21 protein-coding genes and 3 pseudogenes are annotated in these 21540 nt (G+C 68.5%); 7 read left to right on the top strand and 17 right to left on the bottom strand.

The features are described from left to right. From AOK11_RS19045 to AOK11_RS19035, 3 genes and pseudogenes are all read right to left on the bottom strand, one after another. Positions 1–439: pseudogene (locus AOK11_RS19045) on the bottom strand (transposase); the annotation flags it as partial. Between the two features lie 12 nt (positions 440–451). After that, positions 452–1489, bottom strand: a complete 1038-nt coding sequence (locus AOK11_RS19040) for a Helicase associated domain protein (protein WP_157869392.1) — start codon at positions 1487–1489, stop codon at positions 452–454. A 107-nt stretch (positions 1490–1596) separates the two neighbouring features. Beyond that, entirely contained in the window at positions 1597–1971 is a 375-nt protein-coding gene (locus tag AOK11_RS19035) for a hypothetical protein (protein ID WP_055594911.1), read from the bottom strand. A gap of 79 nt (positions 1972–2050) precedes the next feature. Here AOK11_RS19035 and AOK11_RS19030 point away from each other — a divergent pair, with 79 nt between their 5' ends. Then, on the top strand, positions 2051–3760 hold the full coding sequence (locus AOK11_RS19030) for an IS1182 family transposase (RefSeq protein ID WP_055594910.1): 1710 nt from the start codon (positions 2051–2053) through the stop codon (positions 3758–3760). Between the two features lie 26 nt (positions 3761–3786). Here the strand turns inward: AOK11_RS19030 and AOK11_RS40175 are convergent. The 4 genes and pseudogenes from AOK11_RS40175 to AOK11_RS46205 all read right to left on the bottom strand — a co-directional run. Continuing rightward, positions 3787–3990: pseudogene (locus tag AOK11_RS40175) on the bottom strand (IS1380 family transposase); the annotation flags it as partial. A 170-nt stretch (positions 3991–4160) separates the two neighbouring features. Further along, a complete protein-coding gene (locus AOK11_RS19025; protein WP_055594909.1) occupies positions 4161–4871 on the bottom strand; it encodes an iron-containing redox enzyme family protein in 711 nt (236 codons plus the stop codon). 141 nt (positions 4872–5012) lie between these two features. Continuing rightward, positions 5013–5570, bottom strand: a complete 558-nt coding sequence (locus tag AOK11_RS19020) for an EF-hand domain-containing protein (protein ID WP_055594908.1) — start codon at positions 5568–5570, stop codon at positions 5013–5015. Positions 5571–5941: 371 nt separating this feature from the next. Beyond that, positions 5942–6064: a hypothetical protein gene (locus AOK11_RS46205; protein ID WP_276204830.1), complete on the bottom strand. Its 123-nt coding sequence runs from the start codon at positions 6062–6064 to the stop codon at positions 5942–5944. 304 nt (positions 6065–6368) lie between these two features. Here AOK11_RS46205 and AOK11_RS19015 point away from each other — a divergent pair, with 304 nt between their 5' ends. The 4 genes from AOK11_RS19015 (at position 6369) to AOK11_RS19000 (ending at position 10255) form a co-directional block, all read left to right on the top strand. Continuing rightward, positions 6369–7079: an IS5 family transposase gene (locus tag AOK11_RS19015; protein ID WP_240497401.1), complete on the top strand. Its 711-nt coding sequence runs from the start codon at positions 6369–6371 to the stop codon at positions 7077–7079. Further along, positions 7033–8730, top strand: coding sequence for an IS1182 family transposase (locus tag AOK11_RS19010; RefSeq protein ID WP_079034945.1), 1698 nt, complete (start codon positions 7033–7035; stop codon positions 8728–8730). The genes AOK11_RS19015 and AOK11_RS19010 overlap by 47 nt, the downstream gene beginning before the upstream one ends. A gap of 315 nt (positions 8731–9045) precedes the next feature. Continuing rightward, positions 9046–9546: a lamin tail domain-containing protein gene (locus tag AOK11_RS19005; RefSeq protein WP_055594906.1), complete on the top strand. Its 501-nt coding sequence runs from the start codon at positions 9046–9048 to the stop codon at positions 9544–9546. A 100-nt stretch (positions 9547–9646) separates the two neighbouring features. Then, complete coding sequence (locus AOK11_RS19000; RefSeq protein ID WP_240497400.1) at positions 9647–10255, top strand: hypothetical protein; 609 nt, start codon at positions 9647–9649, stop codon at positions 10253–10255. 257 nt (positions 10256–10512) lie between these two features. Here AOK11_RS19000 and AOK11_RS40170 read toward each other — a convergent pair whose 3' ends face one another. Together AOK11_RS40170 and AOK11_RS46780 are read right to left on the bottom strand one after the other, a co-directional pair. Next, entirely contained in the window at positions 10513–10680 is a 168-nt protein-coding gene (locus tag AOK11_RS40170) for an alpha/beta hydrolase (RefSeq protein WP_206188880.1), read from the bottom strand. 73 nt (positions 10681–10753) lie between these two features. Next, positions 10754–11020 (bottom strand): transposase family protein, encoded by a 267-nt coding sequence (locus AOK11_RS46780; protein ID WP_079034944.1) that lies wholly within the window; start codon positions 11018–11020, stop codon positions 10754–10756. A gap of 422 nt (positions 11021–11442) precedes the next feature. Here AOK11_RS46780 and AOK11_RS18995 point away from each other — a divergent pair, with 422 nt between their 5' ends. Next, complete coding sequence (locus AOK11_RS18995; RefSeq protein ID WP_240497399.1) at positions 11443–11685, top strand: hypothetical protein; 243 nt, start codon at positions 11443–11445, stop codon at positions 11683–11685. A 285-nt stretch (positions 11686–11970) separates the two neighbouring features. Here the strand turns inward: AOK11_RS18995 and AOK11_RS18990 are convergent, their stop codons facing one another. Together AOK11_RS18990 and AOK11_RS18985 are read right to left on the bottom strand one after the other, a co-directional pair. Next, positions 11971–12252 (bottom strand): hypothetical protein, encoded by a 282-nt coding sequence (locus AOK11_RS18990; RefSeq protein ID WP_055594905.1) that lies wholly within the window; start codon positions 12250–12252, stop codon positions 11971–11973. Positions 12253–12406: 154 nt separating this feature from the next. Beyond that, positions 12407–12877 carry a GNAT family N-acetyltransferase gene (locus AOK11_RS18985; RefSeq protein ID WP_240497398.1) on the bottom strand — a complete coding sequence of 157 codons (471 nt, stop codon included), beginning with the start codon at positions 12875–12877 and terminating at the stop codon, positions 12407–12409. Between the two features lie 363 nt (positions 12878–13240). Here AOK11_RS18985 and AOK11_RS18980 point away from each other — a divergent pair, with 363 nt between their 5' ends. Continuing rightward, complete coding sequence (locus AOK11_RS18980) at positions 13241–14281, top strand: hypothetical protein (protein ID WP_157869391.1); 1041 nt, start codon at positions 13241–13243, stop codon at positions 14279–14281. Positions 14282–14678: 397 nt separating this feature from the next. Here the strand turns inward: AOK11_RS18980 and AOK11_RS18975 are convergent, their stop codons facing one another. From AOK11_RS18975 to AOK11_RS18950, 6 genes and pseudogenes are all read right to left on the bottom strand, one after another. Then, complete coding sequence (locus AOK11_RS18975) at positions 14679–16286, bottom strand: hypothetical protein (RefSeq protein ID WP_055594903.1); 1608 nt, start codon at positions 16284–16286, stop codon at positions 14679–14681. 554 nt (positions 16287–16840) lie between these two features. Further along, positions 16841–17233 (bottom strand): peptidase inhibitor family I36 protein, encoded by a 393-nt coding sequence (locus AOK11_RS18970; protein WP_240497397.1) that lies wholly within the window; start codon positions 17231–17233, stop codon positions 16841–16843. Between the two features lie 551 nt (positions 17234–17784). Next, positions 17785–18321, bottom strand: a pseudogene (locus AOK11_RS18965) (class I SAM-dependent methyltransferase); the annotation flags it as partial. 755 nt (positions 18322–19076) lie between these two features. Then, positions 19077–20540 carry an MFS transporter gene (locus AOK11_RS18960; RefSeq protein WP_240497396.1) on the bottom strand — a complete coding sequence of 488 codons (1464 nt, stop codon included), beginning with the start codon at positions 20538–20540 and terminating at the stop codon, positions 19077–19079. Between the two features lie 276 nt (positions 20541–20816). Further along, positions 20817–21035 (bottom strand): hypothetical protein, encoded by a 219-nt coding sequence (locus tag AOK11_RS18955; protein WP_055594900.1) that lies wholly within the window; start codon positions 21033–21035, stop codon positions 20817–20819. Positions 21036–21116: 81 nt separating this feature from the next. After that, on the bottom strand, positions 21117–21540 hold a 424-nt coding region (locus tag AOK11_RS18950; protein WP_240497395.1), incomplete at its 5' end, for an IS30 family transposase.

Below are 21540 nucleotides of genomic sequence, written 5' to 3'. Positions count from 1 at the left end.
CGTTTCTTGTGCGCGTAATAGGTGGAAGGGGCGATCTTGCAGTCGTGCTCGGTGAGGGTCCTGCAGATCGGCTCGACGCCGCCGAAGCGGTCCCGGTGCTCGTCGATGAACGCTACGAGCGTGTGTGTGGCCGGTCGAGCTCGGCCGCGAAGAAACTCGCTGCCGCCTTCAGGATCTCGTTCGCCCGCTTCAGTTCGGCGTTCTCCTTCTTCAACGCCTTGAGCTGGGCGGACTCCTCCGTCGTCGTTCCCGGCCGCGTCCCCGCGTCGATTGCATGCTGCTTCACCCAGTTCCGCAGCGTCTCGCGGGACCCGATGCCGAGCTTGTCGGTGACCGCCTGCAAAGCGGCCGTCTCGTTCGGGTGGTCGTCGCGCACCTCGGCGACCATGCGCACCGCGCGACGGCGCAGCTCAAGCGGGTAACGGGAAGGTCGTGCCATGACTCGATCCTTTCATGAAATCGAGTCTCCATTCGAACCGGGGCGGTTCATTGCGCGTTCGTCGGGATCTGTGGCCTGGGCGCGCTGTAGGTAGGCGCGGTACCGGGACCAGAAGCCGGCCTCGAACGCGGTGTGGCTGGACCAGGTGAGGATGGCGGCAAGTCGCTTTTCTCGTTCCGGGCGCAGCCGGCCGGTGCGCTGCCGGCCGCGTTGCTTGCGGCACCAGCGGCCCAGACTGCGCCCGTCGACGGTCACGTCATCGGTCGGGTAGCAGTGGCCGGTTTGTGCCTCGTAGGCCGTCAGAGCCTCGAACATCGATTCCCAGGCATCGTTGTGGGCCGTGTACTCGATCCTCAGCGCCTGGGCACCGATGCGCTCCAGGATCCAGGCGTGGGCCCTTTCGGCGGCTTGCGGAGCCCCGAGCGCCCGGTACTGCCCGGCTGCGGCGGCATCGATCAGGCCGAGTCGGGCCAGGTGGTCCAGGACGTCGGCTGCGGCCTCTTCCGGTTCGGCGACGAAGCCCACGACGACGTCGTAGGTCGGGTCGAGGGGCGTGAGGGGATCTTCGCGGATACGCACCAAGGTCCAGCCAGCAGCGCGCAATCGCTGGGATTTCGCATGGTCGGTTGCCCGGGACTTCTCGTCGGCGTGGTAGTAGGAGCCGTCGAACTCCAGGACGAGCCGCATTCCGTCGGCCTCGGCCACCATGTCGACGTGCTCGGTCTGGGTCGTGCGAAGGGTGCCCCGATCAGGGTTGATGGGCAGGACGGTGCTGAGCTCCGCCTTCAGACGCAACTCCTGTGCGGAGGTCTTGACCAGTCGGCAAGCCGGGCAGCCGGTGCCGTACCGTTTCCGGAATCCTCCGGTCCGGTTGTTGACGATTGCTGGCCACGGTTCGTGGGTGTCGGGGAAGTCCAGGCACCGCCACCACACACTCCGGTTGGCGCCCACCGTGAGTTGGTCCGCTGCGACGCCGGACAGCTTGACGTCCAGGCCCTTGGCCAGGTCGGGCTTCACCGTCGACAGCCGATTCTTGTCCGTGATCGCCACGTGCAAGTGTGCCTCTCCAAGGGGGGCGGCCTTCTCGGCAGGCCGCGCTGCGGCCACCGTAGGCGCTACCTGTGACAGCAGCGCCCTGCCCAGGCGGCGTGGATCTCTCAGGTCTCTGTCAGGAAGTTGTTCTCGGTCAGCCGCCACGCCACGCCGGAGTCGTCCGTGAAGACCGCGGTCACCACAATCTCCTCCAACCGTTCCAGGTAGGAGTTCTCGGATGCGAACGCGTATGTCTGCCGTGGGCCTATACCAGCTGGCACGTCAACGATGCGGTGGTCCGGCACGCGGGTGGCCTGCGACTGGGTTGCGGTGAGGCCACCGAAGTCGACCTCGACGTCGGTGATGGCACGGGCGCTGTTGTTGGTGACAACGGCCTGGAAGTAGCAGCTGTCCGGGTCGTCGGGTCCGTTGGGGCCGATCACCAGCCGGGTGCGCAGCGTAACCTGGCGGGCCCGCAGATCACCGACTCTGCTGCGCAATTCCGTGCGGGGGTGATGGTGGGCGCGGGATGATCGTCTGTGCGGCCGTTTCCTGTCGTGCGGCCGTGGGGGTGGTGCGATGTCGATGCGGCCGAAGGGGCTGCCGGAGGTCCCGGAGCAGACCGCGGCGGTGGCCCGGGCGGCGTTCCCGAGGGGGAGCCTGGCGATGCGGGTGCGGGACCGGCTCGCGGAGGTCTTCGCCGACGAGCCGTTCGCCGACGCGTTCGGGGTACGTGGTGCCCCGGGGCTGTCGCCGGGGGTGTTGTGCCTGGTCACGGTGTTGCAGTTCGCTGAGGACCTGACCGATCGGCAGGCCGCGGCGATGGCGGTGCGGGCGATCGACTGGAAGTACGCGCTCGGAACGGAGCTGACGGATACGGGCTTCGATGCCAGCGTGCTGAGCCGGTTCCGTGCCCGGCTGGCCAGGCACGGCATGGAACGGGTGGTCTTCGACCGGCTCCTGGAGCACTGCAAGGTCGAGGGACTGGTGGCCGCCGGGGGTAAGCAGCGCACCGATTCCACCCATGTGATCAGCGCGGTGCGGGACTTGAACCGTATGGAGCTGGCCGGGGAGAGTGTGCGGGCGGCTCTGGAGGCCCTCGCGGTCGCGGCACCGTCCTGGCTGGCCGGACAGGTCGACGTGGCCGAGTTCGCCCACCGCTACGGGCCCCGGGTGGACGGCTGGCGCATGCCGTCCTCGCAGACGAAACGTGACCGGCTCGCGCAGGTCTTCGGTCAGGACGCGCTGGCGTTGTGCCGGGCGGTCTGGGCGCCCGATGCTCCGGAATGGATCCGGGGGATCGAGACCCTGCGCCTCCTGCGGCAAGTCCTTGTGCAGACCTACTACGTGCACACCGACACCCGGGGACGGGAGGTGGTCAAGAAGCGGGACGCCGATGACGAGGGCGTCCCGCCCGGCCAACTGCGCCTGGCCTCCCACTACGACCCCGACGCACGCTGGGCGGCCAAGGGCGAAGAGCTGTTCTGGATGGGCTACAAGGTCCACCTCACCGAGACCTGCGATACTCCCGCCGAAGCCGAAGCCGAAGCCGGGGTCCGAGCGGCACCGAACCTGATCACGGACGTGTTCACCACCGACGCCACCGTGCCCGATGTGAAGGCGACCGGGCCTGTTCAACGGCGCTTGGCCGAGCACGGGGTGAAACCCGGCGAGCACTACCTGGACTCCGGCTACCCCTCCGCCGATCTGATCACCACCGCGCTGGAGCGGGGCATCCGTATGGTCACCCCGGTCCTGCTGGACCACTCCGCCCAGGCCAAGGCGCACACCGGCTTCGACAAGAACGCCTTCGCCATCGACTGGAAGGCCCGGCAGGTCCGCTGCCCCGCCGGGAAGAGAAGCGCGCACTGGAACCCGGTGAAGCAGCACGGCGCGGACGCGATCGTCATCACCTTCAGCGTTCTCACCTGCCGCCCCTGCCTCTTCCGGAAACAGTGCACCAGCTCCGCGCTGGGTCGGCGCATGCTCACCCTGCGGCCCAGGGAACCGCACGAGGCCCTCGTCCGGGCCCGCTCCGAGCAGAAGACGGAGACCTGGAAGGCCAAGTACGCCCTGCGCGCGGGAGTGGAGGGCACCATCAACCAGGCCCTGGACATCACCGGCATGCGCCGGGCCCGCTACCGCGGACTGCCGAAAGTCCGCCTCCAGCACTCCTTCTCCGCCACCGCCCTCAACGTGATCCGACTCGACGCCTACTGGACCGGACACGACCAGCACCACACCCGCAGCAACCGCCTCAAACACCTCGCCTACCGGCTCACGGCCTGACCCCGGAATTGCGCAGCAGAGTCGGCCTCGTGGACGGCGTCGGTGATGGTCATGCCGACCGAGTACGACAGCCACCTTCCCCGCTGGGCAAGCCAGGCGGTGAACTCGTGTGTTCCGCCTCCGAAGTCGGTGCGAACCAGCGTCCGGCGTCCACGCCGGTAATTCTTCGGCAGTTACGTCAGGGCGAGTTGAGCTGTGGTGATGTGATCGGCTGCGGTGTTGCTGCCCGTTTCGTTGCTGTTGGTGAGCACCTCGTGGGCACCGGTGAAGAACCCAAGGGTGGAGTGGCATGCGATCGCACACGTTCATCAGGCTTCTGGGACGGTCGCCCCGGGCGGCGGAAAACGCGATCCTGTCCGTATTCACCGCGCTCGCAGCCTTCCTGCTCGCCTAGCCCTGATCAGTTTTGCTGTGAACGACCCAGTTCGGACAGATCGCTGTAGAGGCGGTTCAGCGCGTACGCGCCCAGGCCGAGGCCCTGGTCGATTCGGCGTCGTGCGGCTGGGTTTCGGTAGTGGGGTTCTAGCAGCAGGAAGAAGTCCTCTGCGTGTTGTTCGTCGATTTCGGAGTGGAGGCCGTAGTGCATCAGGTCGGCTTGAGCGACCCAACCGCGGTTCACAGCCGCGTTGCCCGTGATGGCCGATACCGAGGCGAACGCGTACTCGATCGCGCCCATGCAGCCAATTCCTACCTGCGGGTCCTCCCACGTACACACCGCACTGAGAACGCTGTTGTACGCGTGGACGGCCGGCATCATCTTCAGGCCGTTCAGCCGTACGGTGTCGCTGCCGATGCTGGCCAGAAATCCGCGGAAGGTCTCGTGATGGAATTCCTGAGGGCGGAATCCGCCGTGTTCTTCCACGACATTGCCCAGGATGCCGATGCGATCCGAGGGGTGCTCGATCCGAGACACCAGCGCAGCCATCGGACGGGCGAAGTAGGTGACGGCGAAACCTAGTTGCTCCTGGCTTGTGCGGAAGTTCTCCAACGACATGCTTCCGTCTACCAGCGTTCGGAAGTACGGATTGTTCAGGACACCGGTCTCGGCCACGATGTGCTTGGCGTGCGCTGTCACCAGCGGGGCCTTGGTTGTCCGCAGATGGGTGGTCACGGTCGTTTCTCCTGGCGTGTTGTTCCTGAGCGCGGCTCGATGCGGGGACCGGCGGAGCCCCTCTGATCGCCGGTGCCGAGTGGAATCAGCACCCGACGGCGAGAGGCTCTGGACGAGAGGACGCTGTCCGGTTCTGTCGGCTCAGGAACGCAGGGCTCCCAGGAGGCGGTGACCTCGGTCGTTCGGATCAGTACTGCTGTGGAACACGCGAATGGCCGCTCTCAGCTCGTCAGTTGAGATGGAGCCGGAGCTGTCGGTGTCGATGTCGGCGAACGACACGTCGATGTCTTCGTCGCTCAGCGCGAAAGAGGACTGAAACAGGCGCTTGAACTCGGACTTGTCGAGTTCGCCGTCTCCGTCGACGTCAGCGGTGGCCACGAAGACCTTGGCGGACGGCGTGACAATCCGCGCGTAATCATCCGGCTTGTCCCCCAGGCTGACAAACCCGGCCAGGAATTCGTCGCGTGATACGACGCCGTCCCCGTCTGTGTCCATAGGGGCAAACAATCTCTTCCAGTACTCCAGAAGGGATCTCTGCAGCGCGCTGGCGGGGGAGGTTCCTGGCATGAGCTTGAATTCCCGCGTCGTGCGGCCCACCCAGGCGTACACGTCGGTTTCGCTGACCCACCCGTCGCGCTCGTGATGGAACACGTTGTAGTAATGCTGGGCCTTGCTGTGGATAATGGATTTTTCCGGCATGCGAAGACCTCGAATTTTCTTGTGCGGTGGGCGAATCGAATACCCACCGCGACCCGGTCCACGAGCAATGACTCGTGAGCTCAGGGTGGCAGCGTTTCCCTTCCCGGGCGCCGGTACCAAAGCTTCACCACTCATTCGAGTGAGTAATTCGACCTGGCAGTTTCAGCCCGGTTCAAGGGCGTGGCGCCGGCGCGACCGAGATCCGGCGGTGGATGTCCTCAAGCAGTGTCAACGGTCATTGAGATGCCCAGGTAGGCGGTCGGTGGGTGTCCGGGCTGGTGGCCATTAGAAAACCATGCCTGTGGCCAGTGGTGTTCCTGGGGTGGGGGTCAGTGCAAGGCCCCGGGGAGAGTCGCGTTCGCCCGTTTTGATCATGGGATGCCGTGGAGGGTGAGGATGGCTTCGGGGCGGGTGTGAGCGCGGCGGCCACTGGCGATGTTGGCCCAGCCGGCCCGGTGGAGGGCGGCGCGGGCCAGGTCGCGGAAGACACTCACGACGGCGGGGGTGCGGTGGCGGCGGACCTGGCTCAGAAGCCGTATCTCAACCGGTCATGGAACGTGCGAGTCGAACGGGTTTCCCGCCGGGGTGATCTTTCGGCGGTACGTGCATGAAGGCAGGGCCCCTTGGTAGCTCGGAGGTGCGAACCGAACCGAGCAATTCCAGGAGGCCCTGTTGTCGCAGTTCTACGCGCTCGCGCCCGCATCGTTCAACTCGGCTGCCCGATTGTGTGATTGTCTCGCGCACGTGTACGGGAACGCGGCTGATCATCCGGACCGGGTGCGCCGGTACCCGTCGGACATGACGGACGCGGAATGGGCGGCTGTGCGACCGCTGCTGCCGGTGCCGGCCTGGCTGGAGGGCAAGGGCGGGCAGCCCGAGGGCTACTGCCACCGCTCGATGCTGGACGCGATCCGGTACCTGGTCGCGGGCGGGATCTCCTGGCGGGCGATGCCCGCGGACTTCCCTGCCTGGGGCCGGGTCTATGCCTTCTTCCGCCGCTGGCGCGAACACGGGCTGATCGCGGAGTTCCACGACCGGCTGCGCGGACAGGTCCGTGAACGCGAAGGCCGGGAGGCGGAACCTTCGGCGGGGATCATCGACGCGCAGTCGGTACGGGCTTCCGCCTCCGTGCCGGCTTCCTCGAGCGGGTACGACGGCGGGAAGAAGGTGCCGGGCCGCAAAAGGCACATCGTGACCGACACGCTCGGCCTGCTGCTGGCCGTCGCGGTGACAGCCGCGAACGTGGGCGACCGGGATGCGGCCGTGCCCCTGCTGCGACGACTGCGCACGCTGCACCGGGAGATCACCCTCGTCTGGGCCGACGGCGGCTACACCGGCGGCCTCGTCGGCTGGGCGAAGGACAAACTCGCGCTCACCCTTCAGCTTGACTCTGTCGGGGATCTTGGAGTTTCGCTGTGCGGCAGCATGGTCAACAAGCATGCTCGTGTCGTTCCTATGACCGATGCAGCTGCCGAGGTGCCCGTTGTCCCTCCGTCCCCGTTCCGGTGAGCAAGTCCCGCCTTTGACCGTGCGGGTCGCGCGGGCGAGCAACCCGAAGGGCACGACAGCGATATGGGTGCGAGACCGGCTCGATGGGCTGTGGTGCGACGAGGACTTCGCCGACTGGTACCCGCGCGACGGGCGTCCGGGCCTCTCGCCCGCCCAGCTGGCCACCGTCTGTGTGCTGCAGTTCCTGCTCGGTCTGTCGGACCGGCAGGCCGCCGAGGCGGTGCGCTGCCGCATCGACTTCAAGTACGCGATGGCCATGGAGCTGGACGACCCCGGCTTCCACCACAGCGTGCTGGCCGACTTCCGTGGCCGTCTCGCCGAGGGCGAGCGTGCCGACCGCCTCCTCGACCTCGCGCTGGCCCGTCTGAAGGAGGCCGGTCTGGTGCGCGAGCGCACCACGCAGCGCACCGACTCCACCCATGTCCTGGCCGCGGTGCGTGACCTGACACGGCTGGAACTGATCACCGAGGCGGTGCGGGCCGCGCTGGAGGAAGTCGCCGGCACCGCAGGGCACCTGCTGGACGGCCTGGTCGACGAGGAGTGGGGGCGACGCTACGGCCGACCGGTCCGCCTGGGCAAGAACCCCACCCGGCCCAAGACCAGGATCCTCGCCACCGGCAACGACGCCGCCCGGCTCCTGGAACACCTCTACCGGCACGGAGCAGGCCGGGCACTCGGCCCCCGAGTCCAGGCCCTGCGGCAGATCATGGTGCAGAACTATTACCGCGATGCCGCAGGCCGCCTGCTCTGGCGCACCGAGGAGGACGGCGGACCCGGGCTTGCGCCATCGTCCCGGGCGATCGTCTCTCCCTACGACACCTCGGCCCGCTACGCACGTCACGGACACATCGTCAGCTGGAGAGGGTTCTCCGCCCATCTGACCGAGACCTGTGCTCCTGACGGCCCCAACGTGATCACGGATGTGGCCACCACCGCGGCCACCACGCACGACAGCCAGGCCCTGCCCGCCGAGCACCTGGTCGACAGCGGCTACACCTCCCTGGTCCATCTGGAACAGGCCGCCCGCAAACACCAGGTCACCGTCATCGGACCGCTACCGGGCAACCCCACCCGCCAGCACCGCCGAGGCGAGGGCTTCGGCCGTGACGACTTCCACATCGACTTCGACCGCCGGCAGGTGACCTGCCCCCAGGGCCAGGTCAGCCGAGGCTGGCACGGCCCCTACCCAACGTCCTCGCCCAGCGCGGCCCCGCTGATCGTGGCGCGGTTCACCAAGGGCCAGTGCCGGCCCTGCCCAGTCCGCACCCAGTGCACCAGCTCCCGCGAAAGCGCCCGCAACGTGGGCTTCCCGCCGCGAGAACTCCGCGACCTGCAACTCCGCGTCCGAACCGAGCAGCAGACACCCGAGTGGAAGATCCGGTACGCGGTGCGCTCCGGGGTGGAGGGCACCGTCAACGAGTTCGCCCACGGCCACAGCATGCGCCGCTGCCGCTGCCGCTGCCGCTACCGAGGCCAGGACAAGGCCCACCTCCAGCACGTCCTCACGGCCATCGCCGTCAACATCGAGCGTCTCAGCGGACTGCAGTCGACCGGAGGAACACCTCCGGTCCGACGGCCCACCGCCTTCCAGAATTTCCTGGACCAGCACAACATCCACCGGCCGAAGTCCTGGAGAAACAGCCGTGGTTGACACCGCTGATTCCAAGATCCCCGACAGAGTCAAGCTCAGCTCCGCGGTCTGCTGAGGGGCCAGCAGTCCGGCGACGACCTGGACGATGTCGCTCATGTGCCCACAGCGGCCAAGAGGGCAAAGCACACGCCCGGTGGTCCCGCGACGCAAGTCTGTCTGCCAGGTGGAGCCGCCGCTCAGCCGTACCCGGTTCTCCGCCACACCCACTTCCCTCAACGACCCGCCTTCACATTTACTTCATCATTTGACCATATCGTGATCACGGGTTCGGTATGCTCCCCGGTGCTCCATACGCACCATCAGGGGGGAACCCGCATGCGCATCAGCCGTACCCTGCCCGTCGCCGCGGCCGTGGCCGCCGTCGGCACGCTCAGCCTCACCGCCGCACCGGCACACGCCGCCGAGTACTCCTCGGCGCTGAAGATCAAGGGCGTCCAGTACGACGCCCCCGGCCGGGACTCCAACAAGTGCTCCGGTGGCAACACCCACAAGGAGTACCTGACGATCAAGAACTACTCGAAGACGGCGAAAGTGAACCTGAAGGGCTACGTCGTCAAGGACGCCGCCGGCAATAAGTTCACCTTCAAGAACAGCCACACCCTCGAGCCCGGTGACTATGTCCACCTCCGCGGCGGCCGGGGTACCGACTCCGACGCCAAGAACGTCGTCTACCGCCAGAACTGCAACTTCCTCTGGAACAACGACAAGGACACCATCTACTTCTACAAGCCCTCCGGCACCCGCGCCGACGTCCACGCCTACACCAAGAAGGCCAACGACCGCGACGGCAACGGCTACATCACCTACCACGGCTGACCGCCGACCGCCCCGGTGAGGCCGGCCGCCGGACAATCGTCCCCGTGGCTGGCCCCACGCCTGCCGGACAACCGCAGCCGACCGAAGGAAGCAGGAAGCCGTGACAGACCAAGGCGCTGTGGTCAGCAGTGACGGCTGGCAGCGGCTCATAACCGCGCGTACCGCATACACGCAGGCGGTCAGCGCGCACTACGACGAGATCCTGCACCACGTCGCCCACCGCGCCCAAGCGGAAGGGAGCCTCGGCAAGGCCGACATCGGGGCGCTGCTGCTGTGGAAACGCCTGCGCGCCGACACCCCCTGGGCCGGCGCGCTCATGGCCGTCGCGGATGCCGACGTGCGGCGAGCAACGGCGGCTGCCATGGCCGCCGTGCGCGATACCTCCCTCAGCCGCAGCGCAGCAGCCCGGGCCGGCCGGGCCGCCCTGGCCGAACTCCCCGGCTTCACCTCCGGCGACGCCCTGGCCTCCGCCGTTCTGACCGCAGCCGCACCCGACCGCATGGCCGTCTACGACCGCCGCGCCCACACCGCACTGCGCTCCCTCGGCGTCACGCTCACCCACTCCCGAGGCCGGTACAGCCGCTACATCGACGCTATCGACCGCCTCCTGGCCAGTGCCCCCGATCCGGCCCGCAGCTGGACCCCACGGGAGATGGACACAGCCCTCTACCACCTGCCTCTCAACTCCCCCACGCCGCCCAGCACGTAGAACGCGGTGTCGAAGGCGGCCCTGCCCCGTTCGGGTCGGCCGTCGCGGCGTGGTGTGCGGGCCATGACGGTGGCGCGCAAGACGTTCCGGAGGGATGGGCGGCCTGGCTGCGTCGGCTGACCGCGGGTTGGACGCGGAGGGATCCGGCGGAACACCGGCACGACGACCCCGTCAGCGGCTATGCCGACGGCGTTGTCGTGGTCGATGCCGGGCCGACCCTGTGGCGACTGAACGTCGCCTCTCCCGCGGCCGAGCCGTCAGGAGCCGGTGTCGGAGCGTGAGACGAGGTCGGCGATGCGGGCCCACATCTGCGGCGGGTTGGAGTACATGGGGAAGTGGGCGCAGTGCTCGATTTCGGCGAGTTCGACGCCGCCTTCGGCCAGGGCGGGGAGATAGGACAGCGTGTTGTTCTGTTCCCCGTACATGAACATCTTCGGTACGGGGAGTCACCGGCGGATGGTCGTCTCGCACGGCGCCTGCCGGCGTCCGCTGAACAGATCACGACGGGCCCCGAGCCGCTCCAGCACCGCTTGCGTCGGCAGCCCACTCGCTGATCGCCAGCCGCGAGGTCGCTCCGATCAGGACGGCAGCGGCAGCGATCGCGAGCACGCCGACCAGGGGATGCAGCCGGCCGCGCGGATCGCGCGGGTCGGAAACCTGCGCCAGAGGGAACAGCAGGCCAGGACACTCACCCGCGGCAAGAGCCGGGGCGGGAGCAAGTTCGTCGAGTACAACGGGGATGGGAGAAGACGCAGTGGCGGGCACGGTCTTCCAGCGTGATCACGGGACGCAGACACTCACATGATCACCGGTACCGTCCCCGTTCCGTATGCCCACAACCACACACCGGGCGACTCACCCCAGAGCGACTTCACACCGGGGCCCCAACTGTGCGGAACGAAGACGTGATGAGGAGGGCCCTGCGCAAAGTCACCGTGGTTCCGGTCGACGTGCTCGACGGCGCGGGTCGAAGAGCATTGAGGCGTTGGGCTGCGGCAGCGGCCTGGCAGAGCGGCGCGGGCGTGACCCGCGCCGCCGGGCGGGTCGACGGCGAGCGGGCCGCAGGATGACGCACGTGGCCCCGCCGACGTGAGTCCCACACGGGACAGGTGGTGGATTTCCTGTGTTCGGGGGACGCTGGTCGTAGTCGTTTACAGGCCGGGCGGAGTGCACGGCTCCGCCATACCGTGCTGCTCCTGACGCTGACGGTGGGCGAAATGAAAGTCGAACTGATCCAACCGGCTGCCAGCGTGCTGTTCGACGTCCCGGACGACACGCATGAGGAGATCATCACGCTCATCACCGCCGTGGCCAAGAATCCGGAGGTGCAGGTCCCGGAGCCGGCCGCAGCGTTTGGTGAATGGTGCTGGCTTGTGTACACCGTCCGTGGTGACGTGATCGAAGTGCTGGACGTCGGATGCGCTCGATGACGTCGGTGGCACGTGGGGCCTGTGTCGCGGTGGTGCCGCTGGCGTGTCCAGATACCTGAGTCCTGGTCGGCGAAGAAGGACTGTCTGTCACGGTGCCTCCGGGGCGCTGGGTCGCACGGCCAAGGCACACTGGCCACGTCTCTTTACGGCTGCGGACGAGGGAGTGCGGCCCCGCCCGCAGCCCGTGCACCGCGTGCACGGGCGCGAAGCCGCCAGGGAAGCCCTGAAGTGCTCCAGGGAGAAGCCTTGGGAGGAGGCGGCGGGGCATGTCGGCGCGTGCGCCGGTCAGATCCCCATCACGGCATCGCAGTCGGGGCAGACCAAGGATGCGTACTCATCGGGGTACCACGGCGCCCCACGGCGCTCGGAGGGCCTGCGGCGGGCGGTCACCATGACGAACGTGTCCTTGCCGCAGAGGGTTCGTGGTCCGGTCCTGGTGGGCGTTCCCGGCGCGGTGGGCGCCGCGTGCACCCGGCGGACGGGCCGTTCTCCATCACCTGGTGAACCGGGGGAGGAGTCTGTGGCCACCGGCTTGTCGAGTTCGTACACGACGACGATGTCGCTCATGCCCCTACCGTAGGCCGAGGGGTCGATCCGCCCGCAGCCTCGAGCCGGGTGGCTGTGATCGGCCGTCGCGCCCGGCCCGCGAACGGCGGCTACCCGGGCCTGTCCACCGGGCCGAGCCCGGCCACCTCGAACTCCACCCGGACCTCGTCTGAGCTCACCGAGCAGGGAAGGGGAGCCGCAGAACGATCTCGCCGTCGTCGATCTCCCCGGTGGGCTCGAACCCGAACTTCCGGTAGAAGGGCCACGGTTCGCCGTCGCCGGGCTCGTAACTGGTCAGCAGCTCGGTGGCGCCGTCCGCGCGCACCAGGGCGACGATCTGCGTGAGCGCCTCTCGACCGATCCCTCGCTTCTGGTACCGCTTGTCGACGAGGAGGCGCCAGAGGAAGTGCCGCCCTGTGAAAGGACCAACCGGCGGTTTCCACGACAGCATCACGAAGCCGACCGGCTCGTCGCCACGGTACACGGCGCGGTACCAGGGATTGGCCTCCGGCGTCCTTGCCGCCTCCTTGAGCGACTTGGACACGGAGGCGACGAACTGCTTCTGGTCACGTCGGACGCGGAGAGCACGAACGGCATCCCGGTTGTCGTCGGTGATCTCCCGTAGGTGCACGCCCGGGGGCCTCATGCCGCACCCCTTCCTGCATCCGGCAACCGCGCCGTCCGGGCCGACGTGAAGAGCCGCCACCGGGCGGTATTCCCTGGTGCGGATGCGTTGTCAAGGGCGCCAGGCTGGACATCTTCGGAGCGTATTCGACACCGGTGATCTGGAGCGGGACCGGCACGCCGGACTGTGACCGCGTCCGAGGCAGCTCCTGGTGAAGAGCGACTCGGTCTGACGCGGCGATGCTCATGCCCAGCACGCGTTCCTGAACGCCGACGGCGCGCCGCCCCGCGAGGGGCGGCGCGCCGTGGTGGTGAGGTCGGGGTGTGCCGGCGTCGGGCCCCGGCCGTCGGCGCTGCCCGTCTGGTGTCAGCGGCGGTTGCCGCGGTGGCGGCCCCAGGACTCGGCATCGACCCCGACGAAGTGAACATCGAGCAGTACGCCCAATGGGTCCGCAACCACCTCCAGCCCTACCTGCCCGACCTCACCTTCACCGACGGCGCCACCAGCGTCCTGGTCGCCGATATCCCGGCCAGCCCCACGGCCCCCCACCTCGTCTACGGCACCGCCGCCCGGGACAAGGACCAGCAGGCCGCCGTCGCCCCCTACCGCGACCGCGACCACACCGCCTGGATGGCCGAACGCCAGCTCGAACGCGCCTACCGCGACCGCTTCACCCGCGCCCAGCACGCCGACGACGCACTCCAGCATCTCTTCGACCACACCCGCCAGATGGTGACCGCCCAGCAGGAGGAACTGCCCGCCTGGTTCATCGCCGCGGCCCGCCCCGAACGCCCCCTGCCGCGCACCGCTGTCCGCACGACCCGCCAGGACGCCACCGCTGTCGTCACAGCCGCCCGCGCCCGCATCGACCAGCAGGCCGAAAGCCGTACGGCTCCCGGACCTCTGACCGGTCTGCAGGTCGTCACGGACAACCCGCGGCCCGGTCTGCGCCGCTGGGTGCTGAGCACGCTGTCCCTGCGCGGCGGACGGGAAATCTACGCCGAGCTCCACCACGACGGGACCGTCCTGCTGGCCGCCAACCTGTCCTGGCATGCCCTGAGAAACAACCACCGCGCCGACGAATTCGCCTCCCTGGGCGTCCTGGTACACCAGGACTACCTCGGAGCCTGCTGCCACGACGTCTGCGCTCTCACCTCGGAACTGGCCCGGCACCTCCGGCTCGACAGCGGCCTGCTGCTCAACGCCGCCATCGCCGCAGGCACATCGAAGAACGTGCCGCTGATACCCGTCGTCGTGGACTTCCCCGGCTTCACCGACGTCCCCGACCACGCCCGCCACCCCCACAAGATCCAGCCCGTCACCACCACCCTCCTCCCCACCGACTCGGATCAGGCTCTCAAGGAGAGCGCAAAGGAGCTGTTCACCGACCTGATGAACCAGTTCGGCCTCGACCCGCAGCTGTAACCACCACCGAACCACCGGGCCCGCGCCCGCCCTCGGCAGAGAGCAGTCCGCGCCGTGCTCCAGCAGACCCCCTCTACAGCCGTCTCGTCGCCAAACACGGCGATATCCCTGCCCAGGTGCGCGGTGAAGCCGATCGCATACGCCGCGACCTGGCCCAGGCGCTGCGCCGGGCGCCCGCACCCGACCCGACACACCGCGGCACGCCCCCGAGCCCACAAGGTCCCTCCGCCGCCCGGTAAGGCCCGGGATGCGGGAAACCGGCCGCGTCGTGACTCCGGCGAGCTGAGCGTCGTTGTCCCGGCGGTGCCGCCCCTTCTGGCCGCGCTGTGACGGTGCCCGGCCGAGTGCCGGGTCAGCCCACGACCGACCCGGACGGGCAAGCCCCGGACACACCGCGTCAGCCGGTCAGCCCCGCCTCCCACTTGCGTCGCTGAAGGACGTAGTCGCTGAAGAGGTGCCGGGCCCGGTCCAGCAGCTCGCCCACTTCCGGGTTCCCGCACGGGGTGTCCGCTCCCGGATGCCAGCGCTGCACCGATTGCCCGGCCCACGTGCGCAGCTTGTCGTCCGGATCGTCCAGCAGGGCGACCGCGGCCCGCAGCCCCATGAGACCGCCGCGCGCGTCGAGCAGCCGGAACGCGGCGACCCGGACCGGCCGGGACCGCTCGGTGCCGAGGCGCGTCAGCAGCAGCCCGTCGGGCAGGGTCCCGGCGAAGGGAAGCAGCGCGGTGGTCGTCTCCCGTACGACACCGGGCGCCGGGTCGTCGAGCAGCGGCAGCAGCCGGGTCACGTCGGTCACGTCCAGTACGCGCAGCCCGGCCACCGCCCGTGCCCGCACCGCCGGTGCCGGATGGGTGAGCAGTGGCCACAGCAGCTCCGCGTCCGCGCGTTCCCCGCACTCCGCCAGCCCGATCACGACATTGGGCGGCATCGCCGGGCCGGCCGGGTTCGCGCACTGCTTCCGGTACCAGGACAACGGATCCATCCCGTGCTGCCGTACGACATACCGCGCACAGGCCCGGACCACCGCGGACCGGTCGATGAGGAACTCCACCGCCCGCCCGGGCCGTCCCGCCCGCCGCAGCGCGGTGACCCCGGCCGACCGCGCCCGGGGATTACGTGCGCCCAGCAGCGCTTCCAGCACCTCGTCCCAGTCGCCCCCGTCCGCCAGGGCGGCCAGGGCGGCGTCGGCGCACAGGCCCTGGACGACCGCGTCGTCGTCCCAGGCCGCGCGGCGGGCCAGCTCGCCGGGGGAGAGGAGCCCCTCCTCAATGGTCAGCCGGAGGGCGAACCGGCGTACCGTGCGGTCGGTGTGGGTGTGCAGGGGCAGCAACCGCTCGCGCGGTGCCCGGCGGAGCACGCCGTCGAGCAGTTCCAGCCCGAAGGCGCCCCGGTCGCGCCGGCCGACCCGCAGGATCAGCGGCGCGAGGACGACTGCGGTCTCCACGTCGAGCCTCTCGCCCAGCAACCGCCGGGCCCGCTCCCGCACGGGCGTGACCCGGTCACCAGCACGTATGACGAGCAGCGGCAGCAGTACGGGATGCTCCGCGACCCGCTCCAGAGCGGCCTCGCGCACCCGCCCGTCCGGATGGCACAGGGCGAGAGCGAGCCGGGCCCGCGCATCCCGCCCCGCGCTCCCGCCCCGGATCCCGTCTGCCCCGGGCCGGCCACGTGGAAGGTGCCCGAGTCCGGCGGCCGGTTCCGAGCTCCCGGCCGGGCGGCGAAAGCCGGCGGTGACCCAGCGACGGAGGCGGTCGGACCGACCGGTTACCGGGTGCCGGGCAGCCGTCCCCAGCCGCGATGCGGCCTCGCCGGCCGTGCCGGAGCGAAGCACCGCGGTCCGCTCTTCCTCCAGCAGCAGCACATGCCCGTACCGGAGGATCTGCCGGACGCCCACGTCGAACGCGGTCCAGGCGCAGGGATCGGCGGGGTCCAACGCCTCGGTGAGGGGCATCCCCCGGATCAGGCGCACCGCCGCCGTCCCGCCGCTTCCGATGCCGTCGTCCATGCCCGCCCCACCCCAGCCGACCCGCCGTTTCGAGCGATCGTAGAGGTGAGGCGACAGAGCGTCGCGGGAATTGGTGCGGGCGGAAGTTGAGGGACTTGCGACGTCTTCCGCCGAGGCGCTGCCCGCCCCCAGCAGATGTCACCCTTGGTTCTCGCGTGATGCCACCGAATCAAGGTCGTGACCAGTGAGGACGTCTGCCATGCAGTGAGAGCCGGACTGGACAGCGAAGTAAGACGCTGCAGCCAACGGAGGGCGCCCCGGTCCCGGAGCTGCGCGGCGGGCAGTTTCGAGGAGATGGAGAAGTCGAGTTCCTCACTGAGACCGCGGAAGGCACCGGCCGCGCCCCGTGGAACGCGCGGCCGACCGTACGACCGAAAGCAGTGGTTGGCCGGGACGCGGGTGCACCCGAGGAGGGCGGGGCAGTTGACGCTGCCGTCGCTCCGTGCGCTCGGCGAGGAAGGCTTCCGGTCCTGCTGTTCAGGGTCGGGGGCCCCTCGTATCCGGTCGGTTGCACCAGCGCAGGAGATGCGCCGGTCTGTTCGGTGCGCCGGGGGCTATCCGCAGTCGTTGCGGTTGATCTTCAGGGAGCGGGTCTGGTCGTTGAGGTTGTAGCCGCGCAGGTCGTGGATGGAGCCGCCGCTGCGGGTGACGCACACCCATCGGCCGGAGTGATTGCGCTTCTCGTACACGCGGGCGGTGCGGTCGGAGTTGTTGCGGATCGAGCTGCCGCGGTCGCGGATCGCGGAGGGCAGGTCCTTCACACTGCCGTCCGAGGCACGCCGCACCCAGGGCTGGCCGCCGAAGTTGATCTCCGGGTAGATGCACACGTAGCCGGACGGGCAGTCGATCCCGGCCCGCACCGCGCCAGCCTCGGCGGAGGCGGGGACGGCCAAGGGAAGGAGGGCCAGTGCAGCGGTGGCCCCGGCACGCATCACATTTTTGATCACGGCATTACACATACTGGCCACCGGGCACCGGCCGGACAGGCTTGCCCGCGGGGTCACTCCGGCGGCGCAGCGCACGGTGCGGATCGGTACGGACCCACAGACAGGAGGAGAGGGGAGGGCTGACGTCTCCGGGGCGGTGGGCGAGGAGACTTTACGCGTGTCCGGCTCCGCGGCCGGGGCTGCTGCCCGGCCGGGTGGCTGCGTGGGCGTCGGGCCTGGTGTGCGCTCCGGCGGACCTGCGCTATAGTTGATCTTGAAGGCGCGGGGTCGTTTCGACGGTGCCGTTGTCCATGCGTTGGTGGTCTAAGGAAAGACGTCCCGCTTCCTGCGGGGAGATGCAGGTGCAAGGCCTGCCCGGCGCTCCATGAGGAGCCCCGTTCCTGCCGTGGCAGGAACGGGGCTTCTTCCTATGTGCGGCAGGCCGCGGCGCGGGAGCCGTTACCCACTTTCGAATGACGGCCCCGCGATGGCCGGGGTGGTGCGCCATGGCGCCGTCGAGTTCGATGTCAGGGCCCGCACGAGTTTTTTGCCTGGTGGATCGTCAACCCGGTCAGAGGCCAGCTCACCTCGATCAGCTGAACCCAGCTCTCGACGGAGCCGACATTTGGGATCTCGGTCACGCGGTAGGAGTTCTCGCGGGTCCACTCTTCCCAGGCGCGCCTGGCCGGATCGCGCGTCTCGAAGACCAGATGTCCGCCAGGCCGCAGTGCCTCGTGGGCTCCCCGTAGCGTCTTTTGCCATGCCTGCGGATCAGCGATGGCCTGGGCGACGTTCGCTGTCATCGTCGCGAGGTCGACCTGCAGCGGTGGGAGGTCTGTCGCGTCGCCGCAGATCCAGCGCACTCGCTCACTTCCCGGCTTGGCCCGAGCGACGTCGATGGACGCCCTGGCGGGATCCACGCCGACGACCTCGATCTCGCGGTCGGCCAGGAGAAGTGCGAACGCCCCTGTGCCGCAGCCGATGTCCAGTACTCGTTGTGCCTCGAGCTCTTCTGCCATCTGCAGGTATGCATCGAGGTCGCTGCGGTCGGGGTCGAGCGGATCGTAGATCGCGGCGAGTCGTGGATGCGCGAAGCAGTCGTCAGCCATGCGGCCGAACGTATGCAGAGCTGGGCCCGAACAGCTACTGAGTTCGCCGTGGCTGTTGACGACCAGCGGGCCCACTGACACTCCAGGCGGCGCGCAGCGAACAAGAGGGCCGCCGGGCCGTTGAACACCGCCCGGACAATCTCACCCGCCCGGCACACACCAACGGCCCGAGTATGACCCACCACTCGAAAACCTCCTCTTCGAACACGGCGTCGCCTTCGAAGGTTGCAGACCTGAACGAAGCGTCGCTCTGGAAGGTCGCCGACTCGAACCCGGCGTCGCCGAGGCGGGGGCGTCCGGTGGCGGGATCACGGAGGGCGTTGAGGAGAGCCCCGAGAAGGGGTTCGATGAAGGGGGTGCCGCGGTGGTCGATGTCGGTGCCGGGGGTCAGGCCGGTCAGGTAGGCGTCGCGGTCGGCGTCGGCCAGGTGGGCGAGGCAGGCGGTGTGGCCGGGGACGTGGACGCCGCGGCAGCTGACAGGGTCGGAAGCAGGATCTGTGCCGTGTGCGCAGTACGGCCATTCAGGCGCCCCGGGTACGGAGGGTGGGGGTGTGCTCGTGGCGTGGCGGCCCGCGCCGAGGCAGGCGCCCGGCCCCGTTCCTTCTCGGCCTGTTCCCGCCGCCACGCAGCCCGTCACACCCGCGCCAGTATCCGCTGCTCCCGACGGAACTTCCCCACCCAGTCACCCCTCACCGGCCACAGCCTGCCAGGCTCCACACGGTGGCACAGGCATGTTCAGCAAACCGAACACCCACTTAACAGCGACGCCACTGGCGGGGTACGGGAGCCGGCTCCGGTGCTGGTGGTGTTGGGCACCGGGTCACAGCGACGAGAAGCATGGCGACGATCCCGCCGGCCACCACGAACAGCGCGGTGCTGATTCCGTCTGCCGTCGCGATGCGCAGGCGTTCGCCGGTGAGATCGTCGAGACCGGCGGTCGCTACGAGGACGAGGATGGCGAGGCCGACTGCGGCACCGACGCCGGAGCCGGTGGAGGCGATACCTGAGGCGATGCCTTGTTCTCGGTCTGCCACTCCGGTCGCGGCTGCGATGAACATGGTGGTGAACACCACGCCGTCACCGATGCTGAGCGCGACGAGTCCTGGGACCAGTTCGACGTACGAGCCGTCCGGCGAGATCGCAACGCCGAGCAGCACAGCGCCGAGCACCCCGATGGCAAGAGCAGCCACCAGCGTGCGCTTGAGCCCGAACCGAGTTACGAACTGGCCGGCCGTCGTCGAGCCTGCCACCACGACCGCTGTGGGGATCAGGAACCCGGCGCCGGTTTGCAGGGCGTCGTAGCCGAGGATCTGTTGAAAGTAGATCGACAGGAAGTAGAGCACAGAGCCGAAAGTCGCCATGAACATGAAGGCGATGACGACGCCGGTGATGAGGTTTGGGTTCGACAGCAGCCGAGGGGGCACGAGCGGGTCGGGGCTGCGCCGCTCGATTACTGCGAATGCTCCGATCAGCAGCAGGCCGACCGCGGCGCTGATCAGAATGCCCGGCGAAAGCCAGCCCAGGCCGGGTCCTTGCACCAGCGCGAATACGATCAAGGTGACACCCAGAGTGACGCTCAGCGCGCCAGGCAGATCGAACGTGCGGCCCTTCTCGCGTTCACCGTCGGGCGGGATCAGCACGAACGCAAGCAGCAGTGCCGGACCCGCCAAAGCGACATTGACCAAGAAGACAGCTTCCCAGCCGAAAGCCTGGGTCAGTAGTCCGCCGAGCAATACGCCGATCACAAGTCCAGCCGCACCTGCACCGCCCCAGATGCCCAAAGCGCGGTTGCGCGCCTGACCTTCAGAGAACGTGGTGTTGATGAGCGCCAGCGTGGTGGGGAAGACCAAGGCTCCACCGAGTCCTTGAAACGCGCGTGCGGCGAGCAACATGCCCGGCCCGGTGGCGAGTCCGCCCGCCAGTGCCGCTCCGGCATACAGCGCAAGTCCGGTCGCCAGGATCCTGCGCCGCCCGAGCAGGTCCGCGGTGCGACCGCCGAACAGCAGGAAGCCGGCCGAGGCCACCGCGTAAGCGCTGATCACCAACTGAAGCGTTTGCGCTGAGTAGCCCAGATCGCGTGCGATGTCAGGTAGCGCCACCACGACGATGTACTGGTCCAGCGAGACGATCAGCATTGCGAACGACAGCAGCGCCAGTGTCGCGGTCTCACGGTTCCAGCCAAGACTGCCGGGCGCTGATGAGGCATCCGTAGATCGCAAGGCGGCACTCCTGGTCGACCGGGTGAGCCGTCCCTACCCAGGCTTCGAACGTTGGGCCGGGCGGGACAGTCAACACTGCTGGAGACGCCCCGAGCACGGAGCACCAACACCAAGACCTTAAGGACCGTGATCCCCAACCGGCGCTACAACACCCTCGCCGAACGAGACGACGTCTTATCCATTGAGCTGATGCTCGGCGGGGCGAAGTGCCGCGATGTGGCTGTGCGGGTCCGGACCCGGGGGTGAAGTTCCCCCCTGGTCGTGGACAGCGGGTGGTTACGCTGCGGGGGCGAGGTCTTGCGTCGTCAGTGCCCTGGTTTCGAGCGGGGTGACGTACCCGTAGACGGGGTGTTTGCGCAGGCGGGTGCGGCTGTACTCGACCTCGATGAAGCGGAAGGCATCGGCTCGGGCAGCCTCATGGGACTTCCAGACGATGGTCCCGATCTCCGCTTTCAGCAGGCCGAAAAGCTTTCGGCTGCGGTGTTCTCGTAGCAAGAGCCCGTTCTGCCCATGCTCGGCCGCATTTTCAACTTCCGTAGCCGGTTGCGGTATTCGCGTGAGGTGTACTCGGCGAGTTCAACCAGTCGTTGCAACACCGGGCTGTTGCAGCGAGCGTAGCTGCTCTTCGAAGACCTCGGCCGGCGTTCGCCAACCGAGGACCTTGCGGGGCCGGTTGTTGATCGCCATGGCGACGGCTTCGAGGTCCGTGGACGACCAACGGGAGAGATCAGTGCCCTTCGGGAAGTACTGACGCAGCAGCCCGTTCGTGTTCTCGTTTGTCGGTCGTTGCCAGGGCGAGTGCGGGTCGGCGAAGAACACCTTCGTCCCGGTATCGAGAGCGAACTGGGCATGACCGGAGAGTTCCTTCCCGCGGTCCCAGGTGAGGGTTGAAGCTTCCCCTTGATGTTGGACACCTGGAGACCGGGACGTGAGGTTCCAGAGGAAGTAGTGCCAGGTGGGAAACAAGAGCAACCGCAGCAGGCGGTACACGCAGGAGTTC

Source organism: Streptomyces hirsutus (genome assembly GCF_001418415.1).
In the GTDB taxonomy this organism is placed as follows: domain Bacteria; phylum Actinomycetota; class Actinomycetes; order Streptomycetales; family Streptomycetaceae; genus Streptomyces; species Streptomyces hirsutus.
The sequence above is the reverse complement of the archived record's forward strand: the minus strand, read 5'-3'. Positions and strand labels throughout refer to the sequence as shown.

Bases quoted from the DNA above. Each gene is read 5' to 3' on its own strand.
- AOK11_RS19020 (WP_055594908.1), bottom strand. From the start codon at position 5,570: ATGCCGGAAAAATCCATTATCCACAGCAAGGCCCAGCATTACTACAAC.
- AOK11_RS18985 (WP_240497398.1), bottom strand. From the start codon at position 12,877: ATGAGGCCCCCGGGCGTGCACCTACGGGAGATCACCGACGACAACCGG.
- AOK11_RS40170 (WP_206188880.1), bottom strand. From the start codon at position 10,680: ATGTACGGGGAACAGAACAACACGCTGTCCTATCTCCCCGCCCTGGCC.
- AOK11_RS19005 (WP_055594906.1), top strand. From the start codon at position 9,046: ATGCGCATCAGCCGTACCCTGCCCGTCGCCGCGGCCGTGGCCGCCGTC.
- AOK11_RS18990 (WP_055594905.1), bottom strand. From the start codon at position 12,252: ATGAGCGACATCGTCGTCGTGTACGAACTCGACAAGCCGGTGGCCACA.
- AOK11_RS19010 (WP_079034945.1), top strand. From the start codon at position 7,033: ATGCAGCTGCCGAGGTGCCCGTTGTCCCTCCGTCCCCGTTCCGGTGAG.
- AOK11_RS19015 (WP_240497401.1), top strand. From the start codon at position 6,369: ATGACGGACGCGGAATGGGCGGCTGTGCGACCGCTGCTGCCGGTGCCG.
- AOK11_RS19030 (WP_055594910.1), top strand. From the start codon at position 2,051: ATGTCGATGCGGCCGAAGGGGCTGCCGGAGGTCCCGGAGCAGACCGCG.
- AOK11_RS18975 (WP_055594903.1), bottom strand. From the start codon at position 16,286: ATGGACGACGGCATCGGAAGCGGCGGGACGGCGGCGGTGCGCCTGATC.